Raw genomic sequence first — 20,463 nt, 5'->3', positions numbered from 1 at the left:
CCTCCCTTATTCGGCTGCTGCAGCGGCTTGTGAATCAAGACCAATCGGGGCCTCATTTCGCAAATCACCACGGGCAGTACGCCACAGGTTGTAGATCATCAACACGGCGCCCAAAACGAACAGGAGCCCGCCGGTTGCGCGGATGATGTAGTACGGGTGCATAGCTTCAACCGTTTCGATGAACGAATACTGCAAGAAGCCAAGCTGATCGTACGTGCGCCACATGAGACCCTGCATGATGCCGGAAACCCACATGGAAGAGATGTACAGCACAATCCCGATCGTCGAGATCCAGAAGTGTGTGTTCACCAGACGCAAGGAGTACAAACGTTCCCGGTTCCACAGTTTCGGTACCAAGAAGTACAGAACGCCGAAGGAAACCAGGGCATTCCAACCCAAAGCACCCGCATGCACGTGACCGATGGTCCAGTCGGTATAGTGGCTGAGAGAGTTCACAGCCTTAATCGACATCAACGGACCTTCGAAGGTGCTCATACCATAGAAGCCAACAGAGGCGACCATGAAGCGCAGGACCGGATCTGTACGCAGCTTGTGCCACGCGCCAGACAAGGTCATCACGCCGTTAATCATGCCACCCCAAGACGGCATCCACAGCATGACCGAGAAGGTCATACCCAACGTCTGCACCCAATCGGGCAGAGCCGTGTAATGCAAATGGTGCGGACCAGCCCAGATATAGAGGAAGGTTAGCGCCCAAAAGTGGATAACCGAAAGACGGTATGAGTAAACCGGACGTTCAGCTTGCTTCGGCACGAAGTAGTACATCATGCCCAAGAAACCAGCAGTCAGGAAGAAGCCAACGGCATTGTGGCCGTACCACCACTGAGTCATAGCGTCTTGTACGCCAGCCCAGACGATGTAGCTTTTGGTCATTTCGCCACCAAACAATACCGTGGGAACCGAGGCGTTGTTGCCCAAGTGCAGCACGGCGATGGTGATGATGAATGCCAAGTAAAACCAGTTGGCAACATAGATATGCGGTTCTTTACGTCTGACGATTGTGCCGCCAAACGCGATCAAGTAGGCCACCCAAACAACGGTGATCCACAAATCGACGTACCATTCCGGTTCCGCATATTCTTTACCCTGGGTGATACCCAAGAGATAACCGGTCGCTGCCAGGACGATGAACAGCTGGTAGCCCCAAAAAATGAAGCTGCCGAGACCATTGCCGCCAAACAACGACGCGCGGCAAGTCCGCTGCACGACATAGAAAGACGAACCGAGTAGGATATTACCGCCGAAGGCGAAGATCACCGCCGACGTATGAAGCGGACGCAAACGTCCGAATGTGGTCCATTCCAGGTCCATATTAAGAACCGGGAAGGCAAGCTGCCAAGCGATCAAATCGCCTGCCAGGAAACCAGCTAAGCCCCAAAACGCTGATGCAATTACGAATTTCTTGATTAGATCATCGTAATATTCAGGCGTACCGGAACTCGCCGTATTTGCGAGGGATGCTGAAGACATCTCTGGCTCCCAACCTTGTTTTCGTAAACCGAGAGATGAGCTATCGTACTGGTATTAAGAGTAAAATGCCCACCGACTCAGGGGTGAAACGGGCTCCCTAAAGCCAAGGGGACCAAAACGGGGGTCCCCGAACGCGGAGATTTAAACACTTATATTGTGTTTAATGCAACGTTAAATTAGTCCAGTCTAACTTTGGAGGTGGATAAAGTGAGCCTTCCCGGTCCAAAATGTTGGGCGTATAACGCACTGAATTCTTTAGAATAATTTTTGATCGTAATAAAAACACATATAGAACAACGAGGTATCTAGGCTTATGGATCAAGGTGCTTATTTGGATAGTCTTTTGGTTGCGGGGGTCGCGCATTGTAGTGCGGCCATCGACGGCTCACAGGGATTGTTATTTGCCCTTTTTATGGCCGGATTCGCCGGTGGGGCGACGCACTGCCTGGGCATGTGCGGGCCTTTTGTCATTTCTCAAGTCCAAGCGCGCCTGGAAACCGTGTCCCTCTCGAATATGAGTGAGCTCAAACGTGTAACGGGGGGGGCATTGGTGCCCTATCATTTGGGGCGTGGCACGACGTATATGGTGCTGGGAGGTGTCGCGGCGCTGGCGTCTCAGCAATTGACGCAAATTCCGGGACTCCATTGGATCGCGGCCGCACTGTTGTTCTTTGCGGCGTTGTTTTTTCTCGGTTATGCCTTTCGCGGTTTAGGGGTCAAAATGCCCGGATTCGGGGCATCGCAAGACGCAAGTGAGACTCAGAGTGCTTTGGCCAGGGCCTGGGGCAAAACCATCAAGCCCTTGTTTGCCCATCCTGTAGGCCTGCGCGGCTACGCGCTGGGCTGTGCATTGGGGTTTATTCCGTGTGGGTTGGTTTATGGCGCGTTGGCGGCTTCGGCAGCCAGCGGGAACTGGCTGACCGGGGTGTTCGCCATGCTGGCGTTTTGGTTGGGTACGGTACCGGCCTTGTTGGGGCTGGGTTTGGCCGGTGGGGCGTTGTTGGGCCGCTGGCCGGACATCGCGCGTCAGGCGGCACCTGTGCTTTTGTTGATCAACGGCGGTTTTTTGCTTTATCTGGCGACACAGTTGCTGTGAGGCGACAAACGGAGCCTCCACTGGAGCGTTAATGGCGACACGGACAAAAACCTGGGCGGATTTTAAACGCTGGTGTGAGGGCCGTAAATTGAAGGCCTTGCCCGCCCATCCGTGGACCATTGCGGCGTATTTGCGCTGGGTGGAACGGTGCAAAGACGCAAATGACGTGCGCGACATCCTCGGCGTGATTGTGCACGAACACATGCTGAAATCAGCCCGCGTGCCCAGTCGCCATCCGACCGTTCAACGTACGTTGGACTTGATTGAGCGGCGTGCCGAAACGCGGGGCTTGCGCTCAAATTTATTTGAAGATGATGTGTTTGAAGCGGACCCAAATGGTCCTCAGGGGAAGGCCAAAAAGCAGCCTGCAAAGCCACCCCAAATGCCAAAACGGCGTGTTTTAGCGACGCAACCGCGCCTCAAAGTGCGGCGACCCGCCCCCTGAAGTTTGTGAAGCGCTGCGGTTGGGGCGTTAAAACCGCGAAATCGGTGATTTGTGAACTTGCTGTACATCCCTCAAGGCGATAAGGTCGTAATGTTGCAATGCAGCATAGGGGCTGGGTATGCCTCTGATCGGATCAACAAAAAAAATTATATGGGAGCGCAGGACATGAGCGGTGACGCAATCACCCAGGCAGCCGGATCGGCACCAGGCAATGCTTATTATTTTGACGAATTGAAGGTTGGCCAAGTCGCCCAGTACGTCCGCGAAGTCACCGACGCTGACATCAAAGCTTTTGCAGAGGTATCGGGCGATCACAACCCCGTGCACTTAGACGAAGCCTTTGCTGCCGAGCACACGCCGTTTGGCGGTTGCATCGCGCACGGTTTGCTGTCGGCCAGCTATATTTCCACGGTCGTGGGCACGATTTTGCCGGGACCGGGTTCCATATACATCAATCAAAGCCTCAAATTTCGCGCGCCTGTGCGCGTCGGCGATGTCGTCACCACCGAAGCTGAGGTGATGGAATTGATCGAAAAACGGGGATTTGTACAGTTTGCGACCCGTTGTTTGGTCAATGGCAAGGTGGTTCTGGAAGGCGAAGCCACCTTGATGCCGCCCAAGCGCTGAGCCGTTTTGTGCCGTCTTCGTCTGCTTGAGATTTGGTAATCCGCATTTTGTGTGTGATTTCCCTTGACCCCAGGCGGGCGTGACGGCACTTTTCGCCACCATGCGCATCTTTCGCCACTACACCGACCTGCCCGAGGACGCCCGCGGATCCGTTGTCGCGATTGGCAACTTTGATGGCATTCACAAAGGCCACCAAGTTGTCATCAACGAGGCGGGCTTCATTGCGCGCGCCCTGAACAAACCGTGGGCGGTGATGACGTTCGAACCCCATCCCGACGCTTTGTTTAAGCCGGACGGAGAACCATTTCGTCTCACCACCATGCGCACCAAGGCCCAAATGATCGAACAGTTGGGCGTGGATGAACTTTTGATCCAACATTTTGACTTTGCGTTTGCCGGCCTGACAGCCGCCCAATTTGTTGAAGAGGTTCTGGTGAAGGGCTTAGGGGCCAGCCACGTGGTGGCGGGCTACGATTTTCAATTTGGGCAAAAGCGTCAAGGCGACTGCGACACCTTGTTGCATATGGGCCGGGCCAATGGCTTTGGCTTTACCGCCGTGCCCAAAGTTGCCGACGAGCAGGGCATTGTGTATTCGTCCACCCGGGTGCGGGATTACCTCAAAGCGGGCGATGCCCACGGGGCTGCGCACGTGCTGGAGCGTCCCTTTGAAGTTGAAGGCCGCGTTGAGCATGGCGACGCTCGAGGGCGTCAACTGGGCTTTCCCACCGCCAATGTGCTGTTGGGCGACTTTTTGCGCCCCGCATTGGGGGTCTATGCGATCCGCGCGGGCGTGGTCGAAGATGGTGAGGTGACGTGGATCAACGGCGTGTGCAATGTTGGCAAACGCCCCACTTTCGACAAGGGCGAATACGTCATTTTGGAAGCCCATTTGTTTGATTTTGAAGGCGATTTGTACGGAAAACACCTGCGTGTCCAGCTGCTGGAACGTCTGCGCCCAGAGCAGAAATTCGACGGCTTGGATGCGCTGAAAGCGCAAATTGTCCTCGATTGTGAGAAAGCTAGAGAAATCCTCGCAAAAGAAGGCTAAAAAGGCCCTTCGTTTGCCCCTAAACAGACTCCAGACTCAAAGCTGAAACTTATGACCACGGACTACAAAAACACAGTGTTCCTGCCCCAGACCGATTTCCCCATGCGCGCGGGCCTTCCCCAGCGCGAACCGGAAACCCTGGCCAGGTGGAAAGCCATGGATCTTTATGCGCTGAGCCGCAAAGCGGGCGAAGGTCGTGAAAAGTTCGTGCTGCACGATGGCCCCCCCTATGCAAACGGGCATCTGCACATCGGACATGCGCTGAACAAAATCTTGAAGGACGTGATCGTTCGCTCCCAGCAAATGATGGGCAAGGATTCCAATTACGTCCCCGGCTGGGACTGCCACGGTCTGCCCATCGAATGGAAAATCGAAGAAAAGTACCGTGCTGCGGGCAAGGACAAAGATCAAATCCCGGTGGTCGAATTTCGCAAGGAATGCCGTGAATTCGCCACCCATTGGTTGGACGTGCAGCGTGAAGAGTTTCAGCGTCTGGGGCTCGTGGGCGATTGGGACCACCCCTACGCCACCATGAATTTTGAAGCCGAGGCCCTGATCGCCGCCGAGCTGGGCAAGTTCTTGATGAACGGCTCGCTGTACAAAGGCGCCAAGCCGGTGATGTGGTCGGTGGTGGAAAAAACTGCCTTGGCCGAAGCCGAAGTCGAATACCACGACCATTCTTCGCAGACCATCCATGTGCGCTTTCCCGTTACCGAAGCTCCTATTGCTGAAATGCAGGGCGCTTGTGTGGTGATTTGGACCACGACGCCGTGGACCATCCCCGGCAACCGCGCTGTGGCCTATGGCGCTTTTGATTACGGCGTTTTTGAAGTGAAAGCCGTATCTGATGACAGCATGGCCCGCGTGGGGGAAAGACTCATCGTCGCCGAAGGCTTGGCCGAACAATTTGTGACGGATGCCGGTATTGTCGAGTGGACCAAACTGGCCAGCCACAAGGGCTTGGATGGCGTGGTGTGTAAACACCCCTTCGCAGGCTTTGGTTATGAATTCGACGTGCGCGCGCTGAAAGGCGATTTTGTGACGCTGGACACCGGTACCGGGATCGTGCACATCGCGCCGGGGCATGGCGCAGATGACTGGGTGCTGGGCATGGAGCACGGCGTGCCTGTGCCCGATACCGTCAACGGCGACGGCACCTACACTGCCCAAGTGCCCATGTTCGAAGGCCTGCCGGTTCTCATTTTCGACGACAAAAAGAAAAAAACCCGTTTTCCCGCCAACAAGGCGGTGGCGGACAAGCTGGCCGAATTGGGCATGCTGTTGTCCACCGGGCGCATCGAGCACAGCTATCCCCATTCGTGGCGCTCCAAGGCTCCGGTGATTTTCCGCAACACGCCCCAGTGGTTCATTTCCATGGAAAAGAACGACCTGCGCGACACCGCCCTGAAGGCCATCGAAGACACCCGCTTTGTGCCTTCCATCGGCAAGAACCGTCTGCGTTCGATGATTGCCGAACGGCCCGACTGGTGCGTTTCGCGCCAGCGCGCCTGGGGCGTGCCGATTGCCGTGTTTGTGAACAAAAATACCGGCGAGCCGTTGCGCGATCAGGCGGTGCTGGACCGCATCATTGCAGCCTTCAAAGAAGAAGGTGCCGATGCCTGGTACACCCACGATGCCCAATATTTCTTAGGTGCCGATCACAAAGCCGAAGATTTTGACCAAGTCACCGACATTTTGGACGTGTGGTTTGATTCCGGCTGTACCCACAGCTTCGTTTTGGAACAACGCCCCAACTTGAAGTGGCCCGCGGATTTGTACCTTGAAGGCTCTGACCAGCATCGCGGCTGGTTCCATTCGTCGCTGTTGGAAAGCTGCGGCACCCGGGGCCGTGCGCCTTATGACGCGGTGTTGACCCATGGCTTCATCTTGGACCAGCGCGGCGATAAAATGTCGAAATCGGTGGGCAACACCATCACGCCTAAAGACGTTGAAGACCAATACGGCGTGGACATCTTGCGTTTGTGGGTGGTGAGCTCGGACTACACCAACGACCTGCCGTTCGGCGATGACATTTTGAAGCAAAACGCCGACGTGTATCGTCGTCTGCGCAACACACTCCGCTATCTGCTGGGCAACTTGGACGGTTTTCAAGAAAGCGAACGTTTGCCTTTTGCTCAAATGCCGGAATTGGAACGGTGGGTCTTGCATCGTTTGCGGGAATTGGACGGTAAAGTGCGCAAGGCGTGCGATGATTTCCATTTCCACCCGTTGTTTACCGAACTGCACAACTTCTGCACCGTCGAGCTGAGCGCGTTCTATTTCGACGTGCGCAAAGACACGCTGTATTGCGAACGCACCGATTCCACCCTGCGCCGGGCCTGTCGCACGGTGTTGGACGAAGTGTTCAATTGTCTCACCGCATGGTTGGCTCCGTTTATCTGCTTCACCGCCGAAGAAGCGTGGTTGGCGCGCAATCCGGGCGAGGGCGAAAGCGTGCACCTGCGCTTGTTCCCCGATGTCCCTGCTGAATGGTTGGACGACGCACTGGCCGCCAAGTGGTCCAAAGTGCGTGAACTGCGCCGCGTGGTGACGGGCGCGTTGGAAATTGAGCGGGCGGAAAAACGCATCGGTTCAAGTTTGCAGGCGGCGCCTAAGGTTTATGCCACGGCGGATTATGTGGCGGTGATGAACAGCGTCGATTTGGCTGAAATCGCGATCACGTCCATGGCAGAACTCATCGAAGGTGAGGCCCCTGCGGGAGCCTTTACCATAGACGACGTTCCCGGCGTCGGTGTTGTTCCGACGGTCGCGGTTGGCGACAAGTGCGAACGATGCTGGAAAGTCACCGAAGATGTGGGCTCAAACCCCCAGCACCCCACCGTGTGTGGACGATGTGCAGATGCCGTCGAGTCCACCAAAGGTTCTGGCGGGGCTGCTGAATGAGCGGTGCCAAAACGCCAAAAGGAAACGGAAGTGCTCAGGGGTGGGGCCTTGCGGTGCTGATTTTGATCGCCGATCAGGTTTCAAAGTGGTGGGTGTTGGGGTTGTTTTCGGACGCCGGGACGTCGTACTTCGAACTCACCCCCTTTTTCAACTTGGTGTTGGCGTGGAACGAAGGCATCAGTTTTGGCATGTTCGGCGATGCCGGGGTTTACGGTCCGCGCATTCTCATCGGATTGACCTTGTTGATCGCCTTGGGGCTGTCGGTGTGGATGATGCGCGTCGAAACCCGCTGGTCTGCAGCGAGTTTAGGGCTTATCATAGGGGGTGCCATCGGCAATGTGATTGACCGTTTTCGCTTTGGTGCGGTGACGGACTTCCTCGACGTACATGTTTTGGGGTATCATTGGCCGGCATTCAATGTCGCCGACAGCGCAATCGTTATCGGTGCCGGGGCGTTGATGTGGGAATCTTTGTTTGCTGGGGCGGACAATTCGTCTTCAAAGGATGTCTCGGATGAACATCGTAAAAATGCGCAAGGAACAGATGAAACACATGACTAAAACTTCTCCTTCCAGTGCGGTGATGGCCATTGCGGTGATGGTGGTCGCGGTTGCTTTGACCGGGTGTGATGGTGCCCGCCAGGCATTGACCCAGACCAAAGCTGCTCCGGATGAGTTTTCCGTATACACCCGTGCACCGCTGACCATGCCCCCCGATTATGGCTTACGTCCGCCATCGGAAGCCGAGGCCGCAGCCCGCAAAACGGACGACCCGCAAGTGGTTGCCAAGCGCGTGATGCTGAGCGGTCGCGATATTCAGCTCCAACCCGTTCAAGCCGCTACCCCTGGCACGTCGGCTTTATTGATGCAGGCGGGTGTGCAGAACGCTGAACCCGGCATTCGCCAGACGGTCAACCGCGAAACCTCAGCGTTTGCCGAAGAAGATCAGAACTTTATGGAAGCTCTGATGTTTGATCCCAATCCCGGCGTCGTCGTTTCACCACAAAAAGAATTGCAGCGCCTGCAAGAAAATCAAGCGCTGGGCAAGCCCGTCAACGCCGGCGAGACGCCCATTATCGAAACCAAATCCAAGGCGCCTTTGGAAGGGTTATTCGACGGCTGGTTTAACTGACGCACGGATTTCATTGACATAAAAGGGGCGTGCTTTCACGCCCCTTTTTTTTGTTCCGCCCCGTTCTTTTCGCCTCCCTCTCTTTTTGATGGTCAGTCTTCGTGGAAAAGATTAAGAGACGGCGTATGAAACATTTGCTCTTCGCGCCGTTGCGTCATCCTGTTCTGGCTGTGCTGCTCATCGCCGTTGTTGCGGCGCTGGCCGCGTCGGTGCTGCGCGATCAATTGATCGAACCGGAAATGATGGGGGCAGTGTGCCGCTCCGGAACGCCGCCCTGGTGGTGCGGGGGGCGCAGCGCCATCATCACCATCAACGGAGCGGGCGTTTACGGGTATGCTGCGCTGGCCTTGGCGCTCGTGTCGCTGGTTCTCAAAGGGCGTTGGCAGCGTTGGGGGGTGGTGGCGGTGATCACAGCGGCCGGGTTCGGCGGTGCGGGCTTGTTTCTCTACAATGCGTATTTATCGGCCTCCGGGTTGCTGGTGGCGGTGTTGAGTGCCACTCGTCATGAACAGACGACGCAGCTCGAACCGGACCTCGCCCAGCCACGGCAGCGCGAACAGGACTAACGTCGCCATCCACGCCATCGCCTCGACATTGTTCGGTCCGTTCCACGCCAGCGCCCCGCAAACCAGGAAGATGATGGCCAGCCAGGCTTCTTCCCGTCGCTCACCCAGATGAGAAACTTGGTCCTTGCCCTTGCGGTCTTGCCACCACCGCAGCGCTTGAACACAAGCAATCGGCACCAAGATCGCCAGGGGAAAATCGCGGTGGCGGCCGTCAAAGGCATGCAAAATCGCCAGCTGTCCGGTCCACAGCAAGGGAACGGCGAACACCAGGCCGAGGCCGATTTCAGTGCTCCAGCGCATCCGGGCGGGACGGCGCAGCCAAGCGGCCACCGCTGCAATCGAAGCGGCGCGCAGGGGCTGCGTTCTGCCAACACTTATCGGTCCAAGCGTTAAAACACATAACAGTCCAAAGCCAAGCATGGTGCTGTTCAATACCCACACTGGCCAACCGAAGCTGGTGTCGACGATAAACCGAATGCCCAGCACGGTCATAATACCCATCGCCTGACCAAGGCCTGCCAATTTTAACCCATGCGCAAACGTCGCGGGAGCCTGACCAAAGACGCCAAATCCACCCAACATGATCGCCGTCACTGCGCCCAAGCTGGACAGAGCTGCCGCCAGCGGCCAGCGCGGCCATTCCGACACCGGACCGATGAGGGGAAACTTTTCCCGCCGCTGGTTGTCGAGAATGCCCCAATGACCACCGACCGTGCCTTCGGGCCAGATTTTCCAATCTTGGTCAATGGCCTCGACGATGTTGTAATCCACGCCGATGGCGTCGGCCTGAGCGACGAATTCGCGCACAAAACGGGCCTCGTTGACCAAGTTCGGAATCACCCCGCCACGGGTACGCCCCGCGCTCGGCCAGCCGATTTCACCGATGGCGACCGGGTGGTTGGGGTAAAGGGACTGCATTTCTTTCACCAGCGCGCGCGCATGGGCCTGAACCTCGTCCATGGTCATGGGCAACGGGTCGTCCCAATAGGGCAGAATGTGGATGGTGACAACGTCGGCGGCGTCGCCCAGCACCGGGTTGCGGCGCCAAAACTCCGGCACGTCGGCATATGTGACGGGAATGCCCGGCGCTAAGGCTTTGACCCGTTGGAGAAGGACCGCCAGTTCTTCGCCCAGAAGTTCTCGGCGCAGCAACACCTCGTTGCCGACCACAAACCGTTGGATCGTGCCGGGATAGGCCTTGGCGAGGGCGGCTGCGGCATTGATTTCGGCGTCGTTTTCGTCTTCGCGGGCACCGATCCACAAACCCTGCCAAACCGTCAGTCCCAGTTCGGCGGCGATGGGCACCACCTTGGATGCGGGGTCCAGCGCCGAATAGGTGCGGATGCAATTGGTGACCTTTTGCACCGCTTCCAGGTCAGCTCGGATACCTTCCGTTGAGGCCTTGAAATCCTTGCCGTCGAGCGGCGAAGAACTGCCGTCATAAGGGGTATAGGACAAGCACGCCAAGCGTCCGCCGGGCACGTCAACCAAGTCCACAGATCGTCCCAGTCCCGCCCAAAAGGTGGCGCTGGCAGCGATCACAATCAGCAAGGACACAAGCGCATTCAACAGGCGGGGCATGGATGAAACTCCAAAAATCTTTCAGGCGCAGGAGAAAGCCAGTAAGGCCCTGTCAAAGTCAAGGATAATGCAAGGGGAGCGGCGAAAAGGTTTTCCTTTTTTCGCCGCAATTGTCCCTTACAAACCCTACATGCCACGTTGTAAAAGAAGTGGCCTTAAGTTCTGGATGGGATGGTTATGACAAAAACTCTGTTGCGCATCTGTGTTGTCGGCGCCTTGGCGCTGGGGTTGTGGAGCGGTCAAGCCATGGCCGGGGTGTTCAATCCCGAGACTTTTACCTTGAAAAACGGCATGGACGTTGTGGTGCTGCCCAATCACCGGGCTCCGGTGGTGCTGCACATGGTGTGGTACAAGGCCGGCGCTGCCGATGAGCCCAAGGGCAAATCGGGGGTGGCACACCTTTTGGAACATTTGATGTTCAAGGGCACGCCCAAGCATCCCGACGGCGAATTTTCAAAGTTGATCGCCCAGCACGGCGGCGAGGAAAACGCCTTCACCAGCTTGGACTATACCGGCTACCACCAAACCGTCGCCAGCGATCAGCTGGAAATGGTGATGGAACTGGAAGCCGACCGCATGACCCATTTGGTCTTAAGCGCTGAAGATGTTGCCACCGAATTGGCGGTGGTTTTGGAAGAACGCAATCAACGTCTGGAAGGCAAACCCGCTGCGCGTTTATCTGAACAGGCCATGCAAAAGCTCTTCCCCAAAGGCCATCCTTACGGTCGCCCCATCATCGGCTGGCGGGCGGAAACGGAGGCCTTGAGCCGTGAAGACGCGCTCAGCTTTTATAAAGACCACTACGCGCCTGACAACGCCATTTTGGTGGTGGCGGGCGATGTCGACGTTGCTGAAGTTAAGCGTTTGGCCGAAAAATATTACGCCCCCATTCCCCCGCGCGGATTGCCCAAGCGCGCCCCTTTGACCACTGACGCCCCCATCATCGGCGGGGAAACGGTGTTGCGCGACGACCGGGTGAAGCAGGCCAGTTGGTCTGAGCACATCATCCAACCGTCCTTAACCAACGGCGAAACCCGTCGGGTCGCGGCGTTGGAAGTGCTGTCGGAACTGCTGGGCAGTGGCGGCACGTCGCGCCTGTATAAGGCCTTGGTTATTGAACGCCCCCTGGCGGTCTCGGTGGGGACGGATTACATGGCTTCGGCACGCGGTGACGGCCAATTTGTCTTTTATGCATCACCCCGTCCGGGTGTGAGCTTGGATGAAATTTCAAAAGCTGTGCGCCTTGAAACCCAGCGCCTGGTCGATGAAGGTCTGGCAGATGGTGAGTTGGCACGGATCAAAAAACGCATGCTGGCGGACGCGATCTTTTCCCGCGATGCCATGAAAGCCGGTGCCTATGCCATCGGTGGCGCGCTGGCTTCGGGTCACAAGCTTGAATCGGTTGAGGACTGGCCGGAGCACATTGGGGCCGTTGGCGAACAAGATGTCTTGGATGCACTGAATGCTGTTTTGGCAGAGCCGCGCCGCATCACCACCAAGCTGTTGGCGAACGGCAAAGGAGACGGGGCATGAATTGGCGCATGAAAAAGCTTTATGTGATTTTGCTGGCGGTTGCCCTGCCCTTGAGCTTGCTGTCGTTTCAAGCGGCGGCGGTGGAGGTTGAGCGGGTTGTCAGTCCCCAGGGAATTGAGGCTTGGTTGGTGCAAGACCATTCCAACCCGGTGGTGTCGGTGCGCTTGGCGTTTCGCGGCGGCGCTGAAATGGACCCGGCAGATAAGGCCGGATTGGCCAATTTGGCGGCCAGCACCATGGACGAAGGAGCTGGTGAGTTCGACAGTCAGACGTTCCAGCAAATTCTCGCCGATCAATCCATCACGCTGCGGTTCAGTGCCAGTAATGACCGTTTTGGCGGTGAAGTCACCACGCTCACCGAAAACTTGGACCAATCCATGGACTTGCTGCGGTTGGCGTTGACCCAGCCCCGGTTCGACGACGAGCCGGTGGCGCGTCTCAAAAGCCAACTGATCGCGGGTATTCAAAGCGATTCTCAACGCCCCGGCAAGCTGGCCTACAATGCGTTCTTTAAAGCGATGTTTCCCGATCACGGCTACGGCCGCGATTCTGACGGCACGGTTGAAAGCGTCACGGGGCTGACCCAGGCCGACTTAAAAGCGTTTGTGCACACCCGACTGGCGCGCGGCAATTTGGTTGTCGGCGTGGTCGGTGACGTGACGCCTGAGCGTTTGGGCGCGCTCTTGGACAAGACCTTTGGCACCTTGCCGGCCCAACCCACCACACCGCGTGCCGCAGATGTCGTTCCCAACGCCACCGGGCGCGTGCAGGTGATCGAACTGGACGTTCCGCAAAGCACCATCGTGTTTGGTCAAGCGGGACTGAAACGCGACGATCCCGATTTTTATACGGTTTTGGTGATGAACCACATCTTGGGCGGAGGCTCGTTTACGTCGCGGTTGTATGAAGAAATTCGCGAAAAGCGGGGCTTGGCATATTCGGTGGGCTCTGATCTTTATCCGCTTGATCACGCAGGCCTGATTCTCGGCAGCGTCGGCACCGAAAATGCCCGCGTGGCCGAGACTTTGGACGTGCTGCGGAGCGAATGGACGCGCATGGCGACGGGCGATGTCAGCGCGCAAGAGCTGAATAACGCCAAGACTTACATCACCGGATCGTTCCCGTTGACGTTTACCTCCACCGGGGCCATCGCGCGGGTTTTGGTGTCCATGCAGATCAATGGCTTGGGGATTGATTATTTGGACCACCGCAAGGCCTATATCGGGGCCGTGGATCTGGCTGGGGTTAAGCGGGTGGCGGCCGAGTACCTGCACGTGGACAAACTCGACATTGTGGTGGTCGGCAAGCCTGCGGGCATTGTTCCCAGCCCCTAACGTGGTAGTCTTTACGCACCGATTCTTCCTTTTTGCCGTGTTAAGGATGAGCCAAACCCATGGCGCTTTCTCCGCTTATTCGTCGTTTGCCGGAAACCCTGGTCAACCAAATCGCCGCTGGTGAAGTGGTTGAGCGTCCAGCGTCGGCGTTGAAAGAATTGGTGGAAAACGCTTTGGATGCAGGGGCAGCCAACATCGACATCCAGTTGCGCGACGGCGGGCGCACCTTGATCAGTGTCAGCGATGACGGCTGCGGCATGACGGCCGACGAAATCGTTTTGGCGATTGAGCGTCACGCGACGTCAAAATTGCCCGATGATGATTTGGTGCACATCAAGTCGTTGGGCTTTCGCGGCGAAGCGTTGCCGTCCATTGGCGCGGTGGCGCGGTTGTCGATCACGTCGCGGGTTAAAGATGGTGACAGCGCGTGGACGCTGAGTGTCGAAGGCGGCCACGTGGGTCAAGTGCAGCCCGCGGCTCATCCCCAAGGCACGCGGGTCGAAGTGCGTGATTTGTTTTTTGCCACGCCGGCACGCTTGAAGTTTCTCAAAGCGGCGCGCACCGAGCTCAGTCACGCCCAAGAAATCATCCACCGTCTCGCCATGGCCCATCCGGGGGTGGGCTTTACACTGTCTGACGGCACCCGCACATCCATCCGCTTGGCTCCCGCCCAGGGTGAATTGTTCACCCAGCGTTTGGACCGCCTGGGCGCGATTATGGGCCGGGACTTTTTTGACAACGCCTTGCAGGTCGAAGCCGAACGCGAAGGCGTGCGCTTGACCGGGCACATTGGGCTGCCGACGCTCAATCGCGGCAACGCCCAGCATCAGTACATGTTCGTCAATGGCCGTCCGGTGAAAGACAAGCTGTTTTTTGGCGCCGTGCGGGGGGCGTATCGTGATTTTTTGGCCCATGACCGCTATCCGTACATTGCGCTTTATTTGGAAATCCCTCCCGATCAAGTGGACGTCAACGTCCACCCGGCGAAAACCGAGGTGCGCTTTCGCGATGCCGGTTTGGTGCGTGGCCTGATCGTCAGTGCGCTCAAGCATGCCTTGGCCGACGCCGGACACCGGGCTTCCACCACCGTCGCCGGGGCGGCGCTGGGATCTCTGCGGCCGCAGGATGTGTCTGGAGCTTTGGCGCAGTTCCAGTCGCGACCCTATGCCCAAGGGGGCGGATACGCGGGGACGGCTGGACTATCTGATCGGGCGGCGGCGTTTCAAGCCCCGTTGCATAATTTTGCTATGGCCCCGACGGCGCGTTCTGACTCTGTACCCGATGGCTTTGAAACCGAGCCCAATGATTACCCCTTGGGGGTGGCCCGCGCCCAGGTGCACGAAACCTATATTGTCGCCCAGACGGCGGACGGCATCGTTGTCGTCGATCAACACGCGGCCCACGAACGCATCGTTTATGAACGCATGAAACAGGCTTTGGATGCAGGCGGCATCAAACGTCAAGGTTTGCTGTTGCCCGAAGTGGTGGAGCTGGACGAAGCGTCCGCCGCCCGCTTGATCAAGCGCCTGGACGAACTGCAAGAGCTCGGTCTGGTGATTGAACCGTTTGGCGAGGGCGCGGTGGTGGTGCGGGAAGTGCCCGCCATGTTGGGGCAAACCGACGTGCAAAAGCTGATCAAGGACTTGGCTGACGATTTGGCCGAATGGGGCGAAATGCTGTCGCTGCACGAAAAACTCGCCGACGTCGCCGCGACCATGGCATGCCACGGTTCGGTGCGCGCTGGTCGGCGGCTCAATGGCAACGAAATGAACGCGCTTTTGCGGGAAATGGAAGCCACCCCTCATTCCGGCCAATGCAACCACGGTCGTCCGACCTATGTGGAATTGAAACTCAGCGATATCGAAAAGCTGTTCGGACGGCGCTGATCAGCTTTTTCAGGCCCTTAGCTTTTTTAGGCCCTAGCTTTTTTCCGGGTTGACCGGGACCGGGCCCAAAAGTTCGATCGTGTGCATCAGGGTGGCGGCGAGCAGGGGGATGGACTGGATGGCCAAGGTCGCGGCAAAAAAGGACACCTCCATGACTTCTTGCTCGTTGGTCAAGTGAAGGGTCAGCGCGGAAGCGGCCAAGGCCAGTCCGAGCAAGGTTTCACGCAGCGCTTGGAAGGTTGCGCCCGGGCGTTTTTTCTTTCCAGCACCCTTTTCGGTGCGGGCAAAGGCCAGACTTTCCTTGATCAGACCATCAAAGACGGCCTTGGCGACGGTCCATTGCAAACTCATGGCCGCAATGCCGGCGGACAAGGTGTCGATAAAGCGCGCCTTCACGCGAATGCGGTACAGCAGTTGGTTGTGCAAAATGTTGACGCAAAAGGCGGTCAAAATCGGCACCGTCATGGCGACTGTTGGGACCATCATATCCAGCCCCAAAACCAACGGCACCCAAATCAAATTGAGCAAGGCGATCAAGATGCCCAAAGCATCCGACAGCCAGAAGAACCACCCCGTGGTGAAATGAAACTTTTGCTCGCGAGTCAGGGTTTTGCCACCCGGCAACATGGCCCGGCCATGCTTTTTGATGATTTGCAGCGCCCCATAGGCCCACCGATGACGCTGGCTTTTATAGGCCTTGAAGGTGTCGGGCAAAAGCCCCCAGCCATAGCGGCGATTGGTGTAATGCGCGCTGAAGCCCGCTTGATAAAGGCGAAGCCCCAGTTCGGTGTCTTCCACGATTGTATCGACTTGCCAGCCGCCCACCGCTTCAAAGGCGCTGCGACGGATCAACAGCATGGTACCGTGGGTGATGATGGCGTTGTCTTCGTTACGCTGAACCATGCCGATGTCGAAAAAGCCCGCAAACTCCCATTGCATCATGCGGTGGAAGGCTGAATCGGATGCGTTACGATGATCTTGGGGGGCTTGCATGATGGCCACTTGGGGGTCTTCGAAGACCGGTGTCAGGTCCTTCAGCCAATTGGGATCGACCACATAATCGGCATCAATCAGGGCCAGAACTTCCGTCCGTGGGTCGACTTCTTTCATGGCGCGGTTAAGCGCACCGGCCTTGAAACCATCAATGGCCGGATAATTGAGGAATTTAAAGCGCGCGCCCAAAGCCTGGCAGTGGCTTTCAACCGGTCGCCACAAGTCCTCATCTGGAGTGTTGTTGATGATGACCAACACTTCGTAGTTGGGGTAATCGAGTACGGCCAAGGCGTCCAGCGTCTCAATCAACATCTCGGGCGGTTCCCGGTAAGCCGGGACTTGGATCGACACCAGGGGCAGGGCGGCGGCGGCGGACGTGGGTGTGGTTCCGGGGATAAACAACCGCCTCGGCTTGTGCCCCAGCACCACTTCGGAAATTTCGTGGATGCGCGCCAAAGTAATCGCCGCCAAGGGTAAGATGGCCGCCACACCGACACTCCACATGACCCAAGTGCCGGGTGACATATAGGCCTCAAACGGCCACCATGCGGCGGCGATGATGCCCAGGCCCATACCATTGGCAGCCAAGGCATAAAGCAGTGCGTGGCCAAAGGTCGGACGCCGCCGGGCCAACCCGATGACCGTCAAGAACGCGCCCATGAGCAAGCTGGCGATCATTTTCGGGCGACGTTCGGGCTCGATGACCAGACCTTGCAAGGCGAATTTGGGCTGACGCTGGGCGTTGAATAGACCCCAATAGGCACCGACCATGCCTTCGGCGACTTTCCAGGGCTGGTCGAAGGCCTCGATGATGTTGTAATCGATCCCGCGACGGTTCGCTTCGGTGATGAATTCACGCAAAACCCGCGCCTGGGTTACCGGGGCCGCATCGGCGGCGCGTTGATTGTAGCCGCGTGACGGCCAGCCAAATTCTCCGATCACAATAGGTTTGTTCGGAAAAGTGGCCTTCAACAGGTCATATTTGTCAAAGGTATAGGCAACGGCCTCCTCTTCGGGGATGCCTTCCCAGAAGGGCAAGATGTGAGCGTTGATGTAATCAACGTTTTCGGCCAGCTCGGGGTGTTTGATCCACATATCCCAGGTTTCACTGGTGGTGATCAGCGTGTTTTTTTTCACCTTGTGACGCAGGTCTTGCAAGATGCCGATCAATTCTTCGAGGGTTTTGTCTTCACGCAGTAAGGTTTCGTTACCCACTGCAAGCGCCACGACGCTTTTGTTGTTGTTGGCCAGCCAGATGCCGTTATCGATCTCAAGGGCGTCGCGGGTGTCGTCTTGAGACAACCAAATGCCTTGAACAACCCGAAAGCCTTTTTTCTTAACCGTCTCCAGAGGAACGGATTCCAGCCCCTGGGTTGCCGAATAAGTTCGGATCGCGCCGGTGATCGGTGTGACGATCGCCAAGTCCTTGTCAATTTGCGCCAAGGTGACGGAGGCATCAACGGTGGGGTTCTGATGGCGGGTGAAGGGCGAAAAGGACATCGACTGAATGGCGCGAACATCGGGTGCATCGCCGCGCTCAATCAACCACTGCCACATGAAAAACTGCGCCGCACCCGCAAGGATGACGGCAACGACGAGAGCCAGGAAAGAGCGCATTGTCATGATCGTATTGTGTGGTCCATCGGGGTAGTGTTCATGGGGCAATCTATTTTGAAGGTATTTGGGGATTGTACAAGGTGCGCACATTGCGCCGGTCACGGTTTAACTTCAAGTGTTTGATCAAATCCGGGCGTAAAATCATTTGCACAAAATAAAGCTCGCCGTGGCACCAGGGGAGCCACGGCGAGCAATAAGAAGATAGCGAACGGAGGACTTACTCGTTCGTTAAACCTTGAGAATCGGAGACGTTTTTCTGCATTTTGCAGGCGAAGTTCATCATAAACTTGATGGCTTGCTGGGTTTCCGGTTTGCTGAGCATGGAGATGGTCGAGATCAGACCACCGCTGGATTTGTGCGCCGCTGTTTCCACGGCAGCTTCGTGCATGGCGTCAACGGTTTCCCCGGCAAATTCGGCCAGATGTTCGTTGGCGACGTTGTTGATCATGGTTTCCGCCCAAATTACCAGACGTTCGACCATGGAATCCGTCATTGCCGAGCGCAGTCCATGCATCAAGATCACGACGTCGAACAAGGTGTCGAGCGCGCCTGAACGTTGCAGTTCGGTCAGGCGGTCGATGGTGTTCATAATCGCGTCTTTGGTATCGTCGTCGTTGAGACGATCCAAAACTTCCAACGCATTGCCGCCGGTTGTGGCGAAGCGTTCGACCATGCCGTCGGTCATGGCATCGGTCGCGGCCTGAACTAGGCGCAGCGTACTTTCTTGAGTCTCGCTCATGATATCTGCTCCCTTACAGTAAGCCGCGTGCGGACAGCCAATACAGTCGGTTATAGGCCAGCTTGAACCAGTGGATCATCTGTGACGGGGCGCCGGGGTTCGGCGGGGTGGTGTAGTTGAACCACACGTAGGTCCCCGTTTTCAAACCGGTTTCGACAAAGCAGAAGACTTTGCCATCGTAATCGCGCGCCCAGCGCCCTTCGGTCAGCAAGGACGCCAAGTTGTCGATGATGGTGTCGGCTTCGAAGTGCGCGGTGGAACCGGCTTTGGAAATCGGAATGTTGGTGGTGTCGCCACACACAAACACGTCCGTTGAACCTTCGCGCAGCAATTTGGTTTTGTTGGTCGGCACCCAGCCGCCATCGCCCAAACCGGAATCGGTGATGACTTCGGCACCAGCGTGCGGCGGAATGGTGACCAGAAGGTCGTAAGGCAGCGTAACGCCTTCTTCCGACGAAATGGTCTTGGCCTTGGGATCGACTTCTTTGGTGTTGAAGAAGGTTTCGTACTTGATGCCAACGGCATCCATTGCGGGTTTGGCCCATTCGGCAACGGGTTCCAGCGCGTGCAAACGACCGATGGGATAGGTGTAGGTGATCTCGGTCTTGTCCCACAGGCCTTTGCCTTCCATGTATTCTTTCAACATGAAGGTGATTTCCAGCGGAGCAACCGGGCATTTGTGCGGTGCGTTGACGTTGACGACGATTTTGCCGCCTTCGAACTTGTCCAGTGCATCGCGCATCTTGCGCGCGCCTTCAAGGTCGTAGAGCCAATGTGCGCCTTCGACCATGCCCGGAATATTTTGCGGCATCAAACGCGAACCGGTGGCGATGACCAGATAGTCGTATTCGTGCACAGCGCCGGATTTACACGTGACCTTTTTGTTGTCGACGTCGATGTTGGTCGCAGGGTCGATGTGGAAGATGATGCGCTTGTCCAAAACCTTGCGCTGCGGGCGGAACAATTCGCGTTCACGAATTTTGCCGAATGGAACGTACAACAGGCCCGGTTGATACATGTGGGTGTCGGTGTTTCCCAACATGGTGATAGACACATCGCCTTTGCGGATTTCTGTGCTGATATGACGGCACAGTCCGTTGGCAATGATGGTGCCGGCCAAACCGCCACCAACGATAAGAATCTTCTTTGACATGGAATACCTCCCTTAGTGTGTTAACGCGACGGCTCCCCAAAGCCGCAGCGGATCGATAGATGATTATTTTGCTTTGCGCACAACCACATACCAGTGGCCGTCTTTCTCGCCAGATTCAACCGTTTCATGGCCGACTTTGGCACACCATTCAGGTACGTCTTTGGCCGTACCTTGATCGGTGGACAGAATTTCAACTTCCTGACCGATTTCCATCAGCTTCAGCGACGCGATGAGTTCCATCAGCGGGCCGGGGCAAAAAGAACCACGGGCATCAATTAGTTTACGTTCACTCATATGGTTTGGACTCCTGGGCTTGTGT

17 protein-coding genes are annotated in these 20,463 nt (G+C 56.9%); 11 read left to right on the top strand and 6 right to left on the bottom strand.

Annotation, left to right across the window (positions count from 1 at the left end; all coding sequences use genetic code 11):
* Nucleotides 1-6: 6 nt before the first annotated feature.
* Nucleotides 7-1,491, bottom strand: a complete 1,485-nt coding sequence (gene ccoN, locus BEN30_RS07510; RefSeq protein WP_069957717.1) for a cytochrome-c oxidase, cbb3-type subunit I — start codon at nucleotides 1,489-1,491, stop codon at nucleotides 7-9.
* A gap of 313 nt (nucleotides 1,492-1,804) precedes the next feature.
* On the opposite strand from ccoN, the gene BEN30_RS07505 reads away from it, so the two are divergent.
* The 8 genes from BEN30_RS07505 (at nucleotide 1,805) to BEN30_RS18295 (ending at nucleotide 9,308) form a co-directional block, all read left to right on the top strand.
* Nucleotides 1,805-2,587, top strand: a complete 783-nt coding sequence (locus tag BEN30_RS07505) for a sulfite exporter TauE/SafE family protein (RefSeq protein ID WP_069957716.1) — start codon at nucleotides 1,805-1,807, stop codon at nucleotides 2,585-2,587.
* A 31-nt stretch (nucleotides 2,588-2,618) separates the two neighbouring features.
* The gene (locus BEN30_RS07500; protein WP_139134911.1) at nucleotides 2,619-3,032 is read left to right on the top strand and encodes a hypothetical protein; all 414 of its coding nucleotides are present in this window, start codon (nucleotides 2,619-2,621) and stop codon (nucleotides 3,030-3,032) included.
* Between the two features lie 165 nt (nucleotides 3,033-3,197).
* Nucleotides 3,198-3,659, top strand: coding sequence for a MaoC family dehydratase (locus BEN30_RS07495; RefSeq protein ID WP_069957796.1), 462 nt, complete (start codon nucleotides 3,198-3,200; stop codon nucleotides 3,657-3,659).
* A gap of 79 nt (nucleotides 3,660-3,738) precedes the next feature.
* Nucleotides 3,739-4,707 (top strand): bifunctional riboflavin kinase/FAD synthetase, encoded by a 969-nt coding sequence (locus BEN30_RS07490; RefSeq protein ID WP_322091069.1) that lies wholly within the window; start codon nucleotides 3,739-3,741, stop codon nucleotides 4,705-4,707.
* 51 nt (nucleotides 4,708-4,758) lie between these two features.
* Entirely contained in the window at nucleotides 4,759-7,611 is a 2,853-nt protein-coding gene (ileS, locus tag BEN30_RS07485; RefSeq protein ID WP_069957714.1) for an isoleucine--tRNA ligase, read from the top strand.
* Entirely contained in the window at nucleotides 7,608-8,171 is a 564-nt protein-coding gene (gene lspA, locus BEN30_RS07480; RefSeq protein ID WP_069957713.1) for a signal peptidase II, read from the top strand. Before ileS ends, lspA begins: the two co-directional genes overlap by 4 nt.
* Nucleotides 8,164-8,742: a DUF3035 domain-containing protein gene (locus BEN30_RS07475; RefSeq protein WP_069957794.1), complete on the top strand. Its 579-nt coding sequence runs from the start codon at nucleotides 8,164-8,166 to the stop codon at nucleotides 8,740-8,742. Before lspA ends, BEN30_RS07475 begins: the two co-directional genes overlap by 8 nt.
* Nucleotides 8,743-8,843: 101 nt before the next feature.
* Complete coding sequence (locus tag BEN30_RS18295; RefSeq protein ID WP_139134910.1) at nucleotides 8,844-9,308, top strand: hypothetical protein; 465 nt, start codon at nucleotides 8,844-8,846, stop codon at nucleotides 9,306-9,308.
* Here the strand turns inward: BEN30_RS18295 and BEN30_RS07470 are convergent.
* A complete protein-coding gene (locus BEN30_RS07470) occupies nucleotides 9,201-10,889 on the bottom strand; it encodes a glycoside hydrolase family 17 protein (protein WP_069957712.1) in 1,689 nt (562 codons plus the stop codon). The genes BEN30_RS18295 and BEN30_RS07470 overlap by 108 nt on opposite strands.
* Nucleotides 10,890-11,066: 177 nt before the next feature.
* Here BEN30_RS07470 and BEN30_RS07460 point away from each other — a divergent pair, with 177 nt between their 5' ends.
* Genes BEN30_RS07460 through mutL form a run of 3 tightly spaced genes read left to right on the top strand, consistent with a single transcriptional unit; the run spans nucleotide 11,067 to nucleotide 15,642 of the window.
* Nucleotides 11,067-12,422 (top strand): M16 family metallopeptidase, encoded by a 1,356-nt coding sequence (locus BEN30_RS07460; protein WP_170826990.1) that lies wholly within the window; start codon nucleotides 11,067-11,069, stop codon nucleotides 12,420-12,422.
* Complete coding sequence (locus tag BEN30_RS07455; protein WP_084005203.1) at nucleotides 12,419-13,756, top strand: M16 family metallopeptidase; 1,338 nt, start codon at nucleotides 12,419-12,421, stop codon at nucleotides 13,754-13,756. The genes BEN30_RS07460 and BEN30_RS07455 overlap by 4 nt, the downstream gene beginning before the upstream one ends.
* A gap of 59 nt (nucleotides 13,757-13,815) precedes the next feature.
* Nucleotides 13,816-15,642: a DNA mismatch repair endonuclease MutL gene (mutL, locus tag BEN30_RS07450; RefSeq protein WP_069957709.1), complete on the top strand. Its 1,827-nt coding sequence runs from the start codon at nucleotides 13,816-13,818 to the stop codon at nucleotides 15,640-15,642.
* Between the two features lie 33 nt (nucleotides 15,643-15,675).
* Here mutL and BEN30_RS07445 read toward each other — a convergent pair whose 3' ends face one another.
* From BEN30_RS07445 to BEN30_RS07430, 4 genes are all read right to left on the bottom strand, one after another.
* Nucleotides 15,676-18,258 (bottom strand): glycosyltransferase, encoded by a 2,583-nt coding sequence (locus BEN30_RS07445; protein ID WP_170826989.1) that lies wholly within the window; start codon nucleotides 18,256-18,258, stop codon nucleotides 15,676-15,678.
* Between the two features lie 211 nt (nucleotides 18,259-18,469).
* Nucleotides 18,470-18,991, bottom strand: coding sequence for a hypothetical protein (locus tag BEN30_RS07440; protein ID WP_069957707.1), 522 nt, complete (start codon nucleotides 18,989-18,991; stop codon nucleotides 18,470-18,472).
* Nucleotides 18,992-19,004: 13 nt separating this feature from the next.
* Nucleotides 19,005-20,144: an NAD(P)/FAD-dependent oxidoreductase gene (locus BEN30_RS07435; RefSeq protein ID WP_069957706.1), complete on the bottom strand. Its 1,140-nt coding sequence runs from the start codon at nucleotides 20,142-20,144 to the stop codon at nucleotides 19,005-19,007.
* 63 nt (nucleotides 20,145-20,207) lie between these two features.
* Nucleotides 20,208-20,438, bottom strand: coding sequence for a sulfurtransferase TusA family protein (locus tag BEN30_RS07430; protein WP_069957705.1), 231 nt, complete (start codon nucleotides 20,436-20,438; stop codon nucleotides 20,208-20,210).
* Nucleotides 20,439-20,463: the final 25 nt, after the last annotated feature.

This window comes from Magnetovibrio blakemorei (assembly GCF_001746755.1).
In the GTDB taxonomy this organism is placed as follows: Bacteria; Pseudomonadota; Alphaproteobacteria; order Rhodospirillales; family Magnetovibrionaceae; genus Magnetovibrio; species Magnetovibrio blakemorei.
This window is presented reverse-complemented; position numbering and strand designations above follow the sequence as displayed.

What these genes read in the sequence shown, in the direction of transcription:
- ccoN (WP_069957717.1), bottom strand. Translation starts at nt 1,491, where the DNA reads ATGTCTTCAGCATCCCTCGCAAATACGGCGAGTTCCGGTACGCCTGAA.
- BEN30_RS07505 (WP_069957716.1), top strand. Translation starts at nt 1,805, where the DNA reads ATGGATCAAGGTGCTTATTTGGATAGTCTTTTGGTTGCGGGGGTCGCG.
- BEN30_RS07500 (WP_139134911.1), top strand. Translation starts at nt 2,619, where the DNA reads ATGGCGACACGGACAAAAACCTGGGCGGATTTTAAACGCTGGTGTGAG.
- BEN30_RS07495 (WP_069957796.1), top strand. Translation starts at nt 3,198, where the DNA reads ATGAGCGGTGACGCAATCACCCAGGCAGCCGGATCGGCACCAGGCAAT.
- ileS (WP_069957714.1), top strand. Translation starts at nt 4,759, where the DNA reads ATGACCACGGACTACAAAAACACAGTGTTCCTGCCCCAGACCGATTTC.
- lspA (WP_069957713.1), top strand. Translation starts at nt 7,608, where the DNA reads ATGAGCGGTGCCAAAACGCCAAAAGGAAACGGAAGTGCTCAGGGGTGG.
- BEN30_RS07475 (WP_069957794.1), top strand. Translation starts at nt 8,164, where the DNA reads ATGACTAAAACTTCTCCTTCCAGTGCGGTGATGGCCATTGCGGTGATG.
- BEN30_RS07470 (WP_069957712.1), bottom strand. Translation starts at nt 10,889, where the DNA reads ATGCCCCGCCTGTTGAATGCGCTTGTGTCCTTGCTGATTGTGATCGCT.
- BEN30_RS07460 (WP_170826990.1), top strand. Translation starts at nt 11,067, where the DNA reads ATGACAAAAACTCTGTTGCGCATCTGTGTTGTCGGCGCCTTGGCGCTG.
- BEN30_RS07455 (WP_084005203.1), top strand. Translation starts at nt 12,419, where the DNA reads ATGAATTGGCGCATGAAAAAGCTTTATGTGATTTTGCTGGCGGTTGCC.
- mutL (WP_069957709.1), top strand. Translation starts at nt 13,816, where the DNA reads ATGGCGCTTTCTCCGCTTATTCGTCGTTTGCCGGAAACCCTGGTCAAC.
- BEN30_RS07445 (WP_170826989.1), bottom strand. Translation starts at nt 18,258, where the DNA reads ATGACAATGCGCTCTTTCCTGGCTCTCGTCGTTGCCGTCATCCTTGCG.
- BEN30_RS07440 (WP_069957707.1), bottom strand. Translation starts at nt 18,991, where the DNA reads ATGAGCGAGACTCAAGAAAGTACGCTGCGCCTAGTTCAGGCCGCGACC.
- BEN30_RS07435 (WP_069957706.1), bottom strand. Translation starts at nt 20,144, where the DNA reads ATGTCAAAGAAGATTCTTATCGTTGGTGGCGGTTTGGCCGGCACCATC.
- BEN30_RS07430 (WP_069957705.1), bottom strand. Translation starts at nt 20,438, where the DNA reads ATGAGTGAACGTAAACTAATTGATGCCCGTGGTTCTTTTTGCCCCGGC.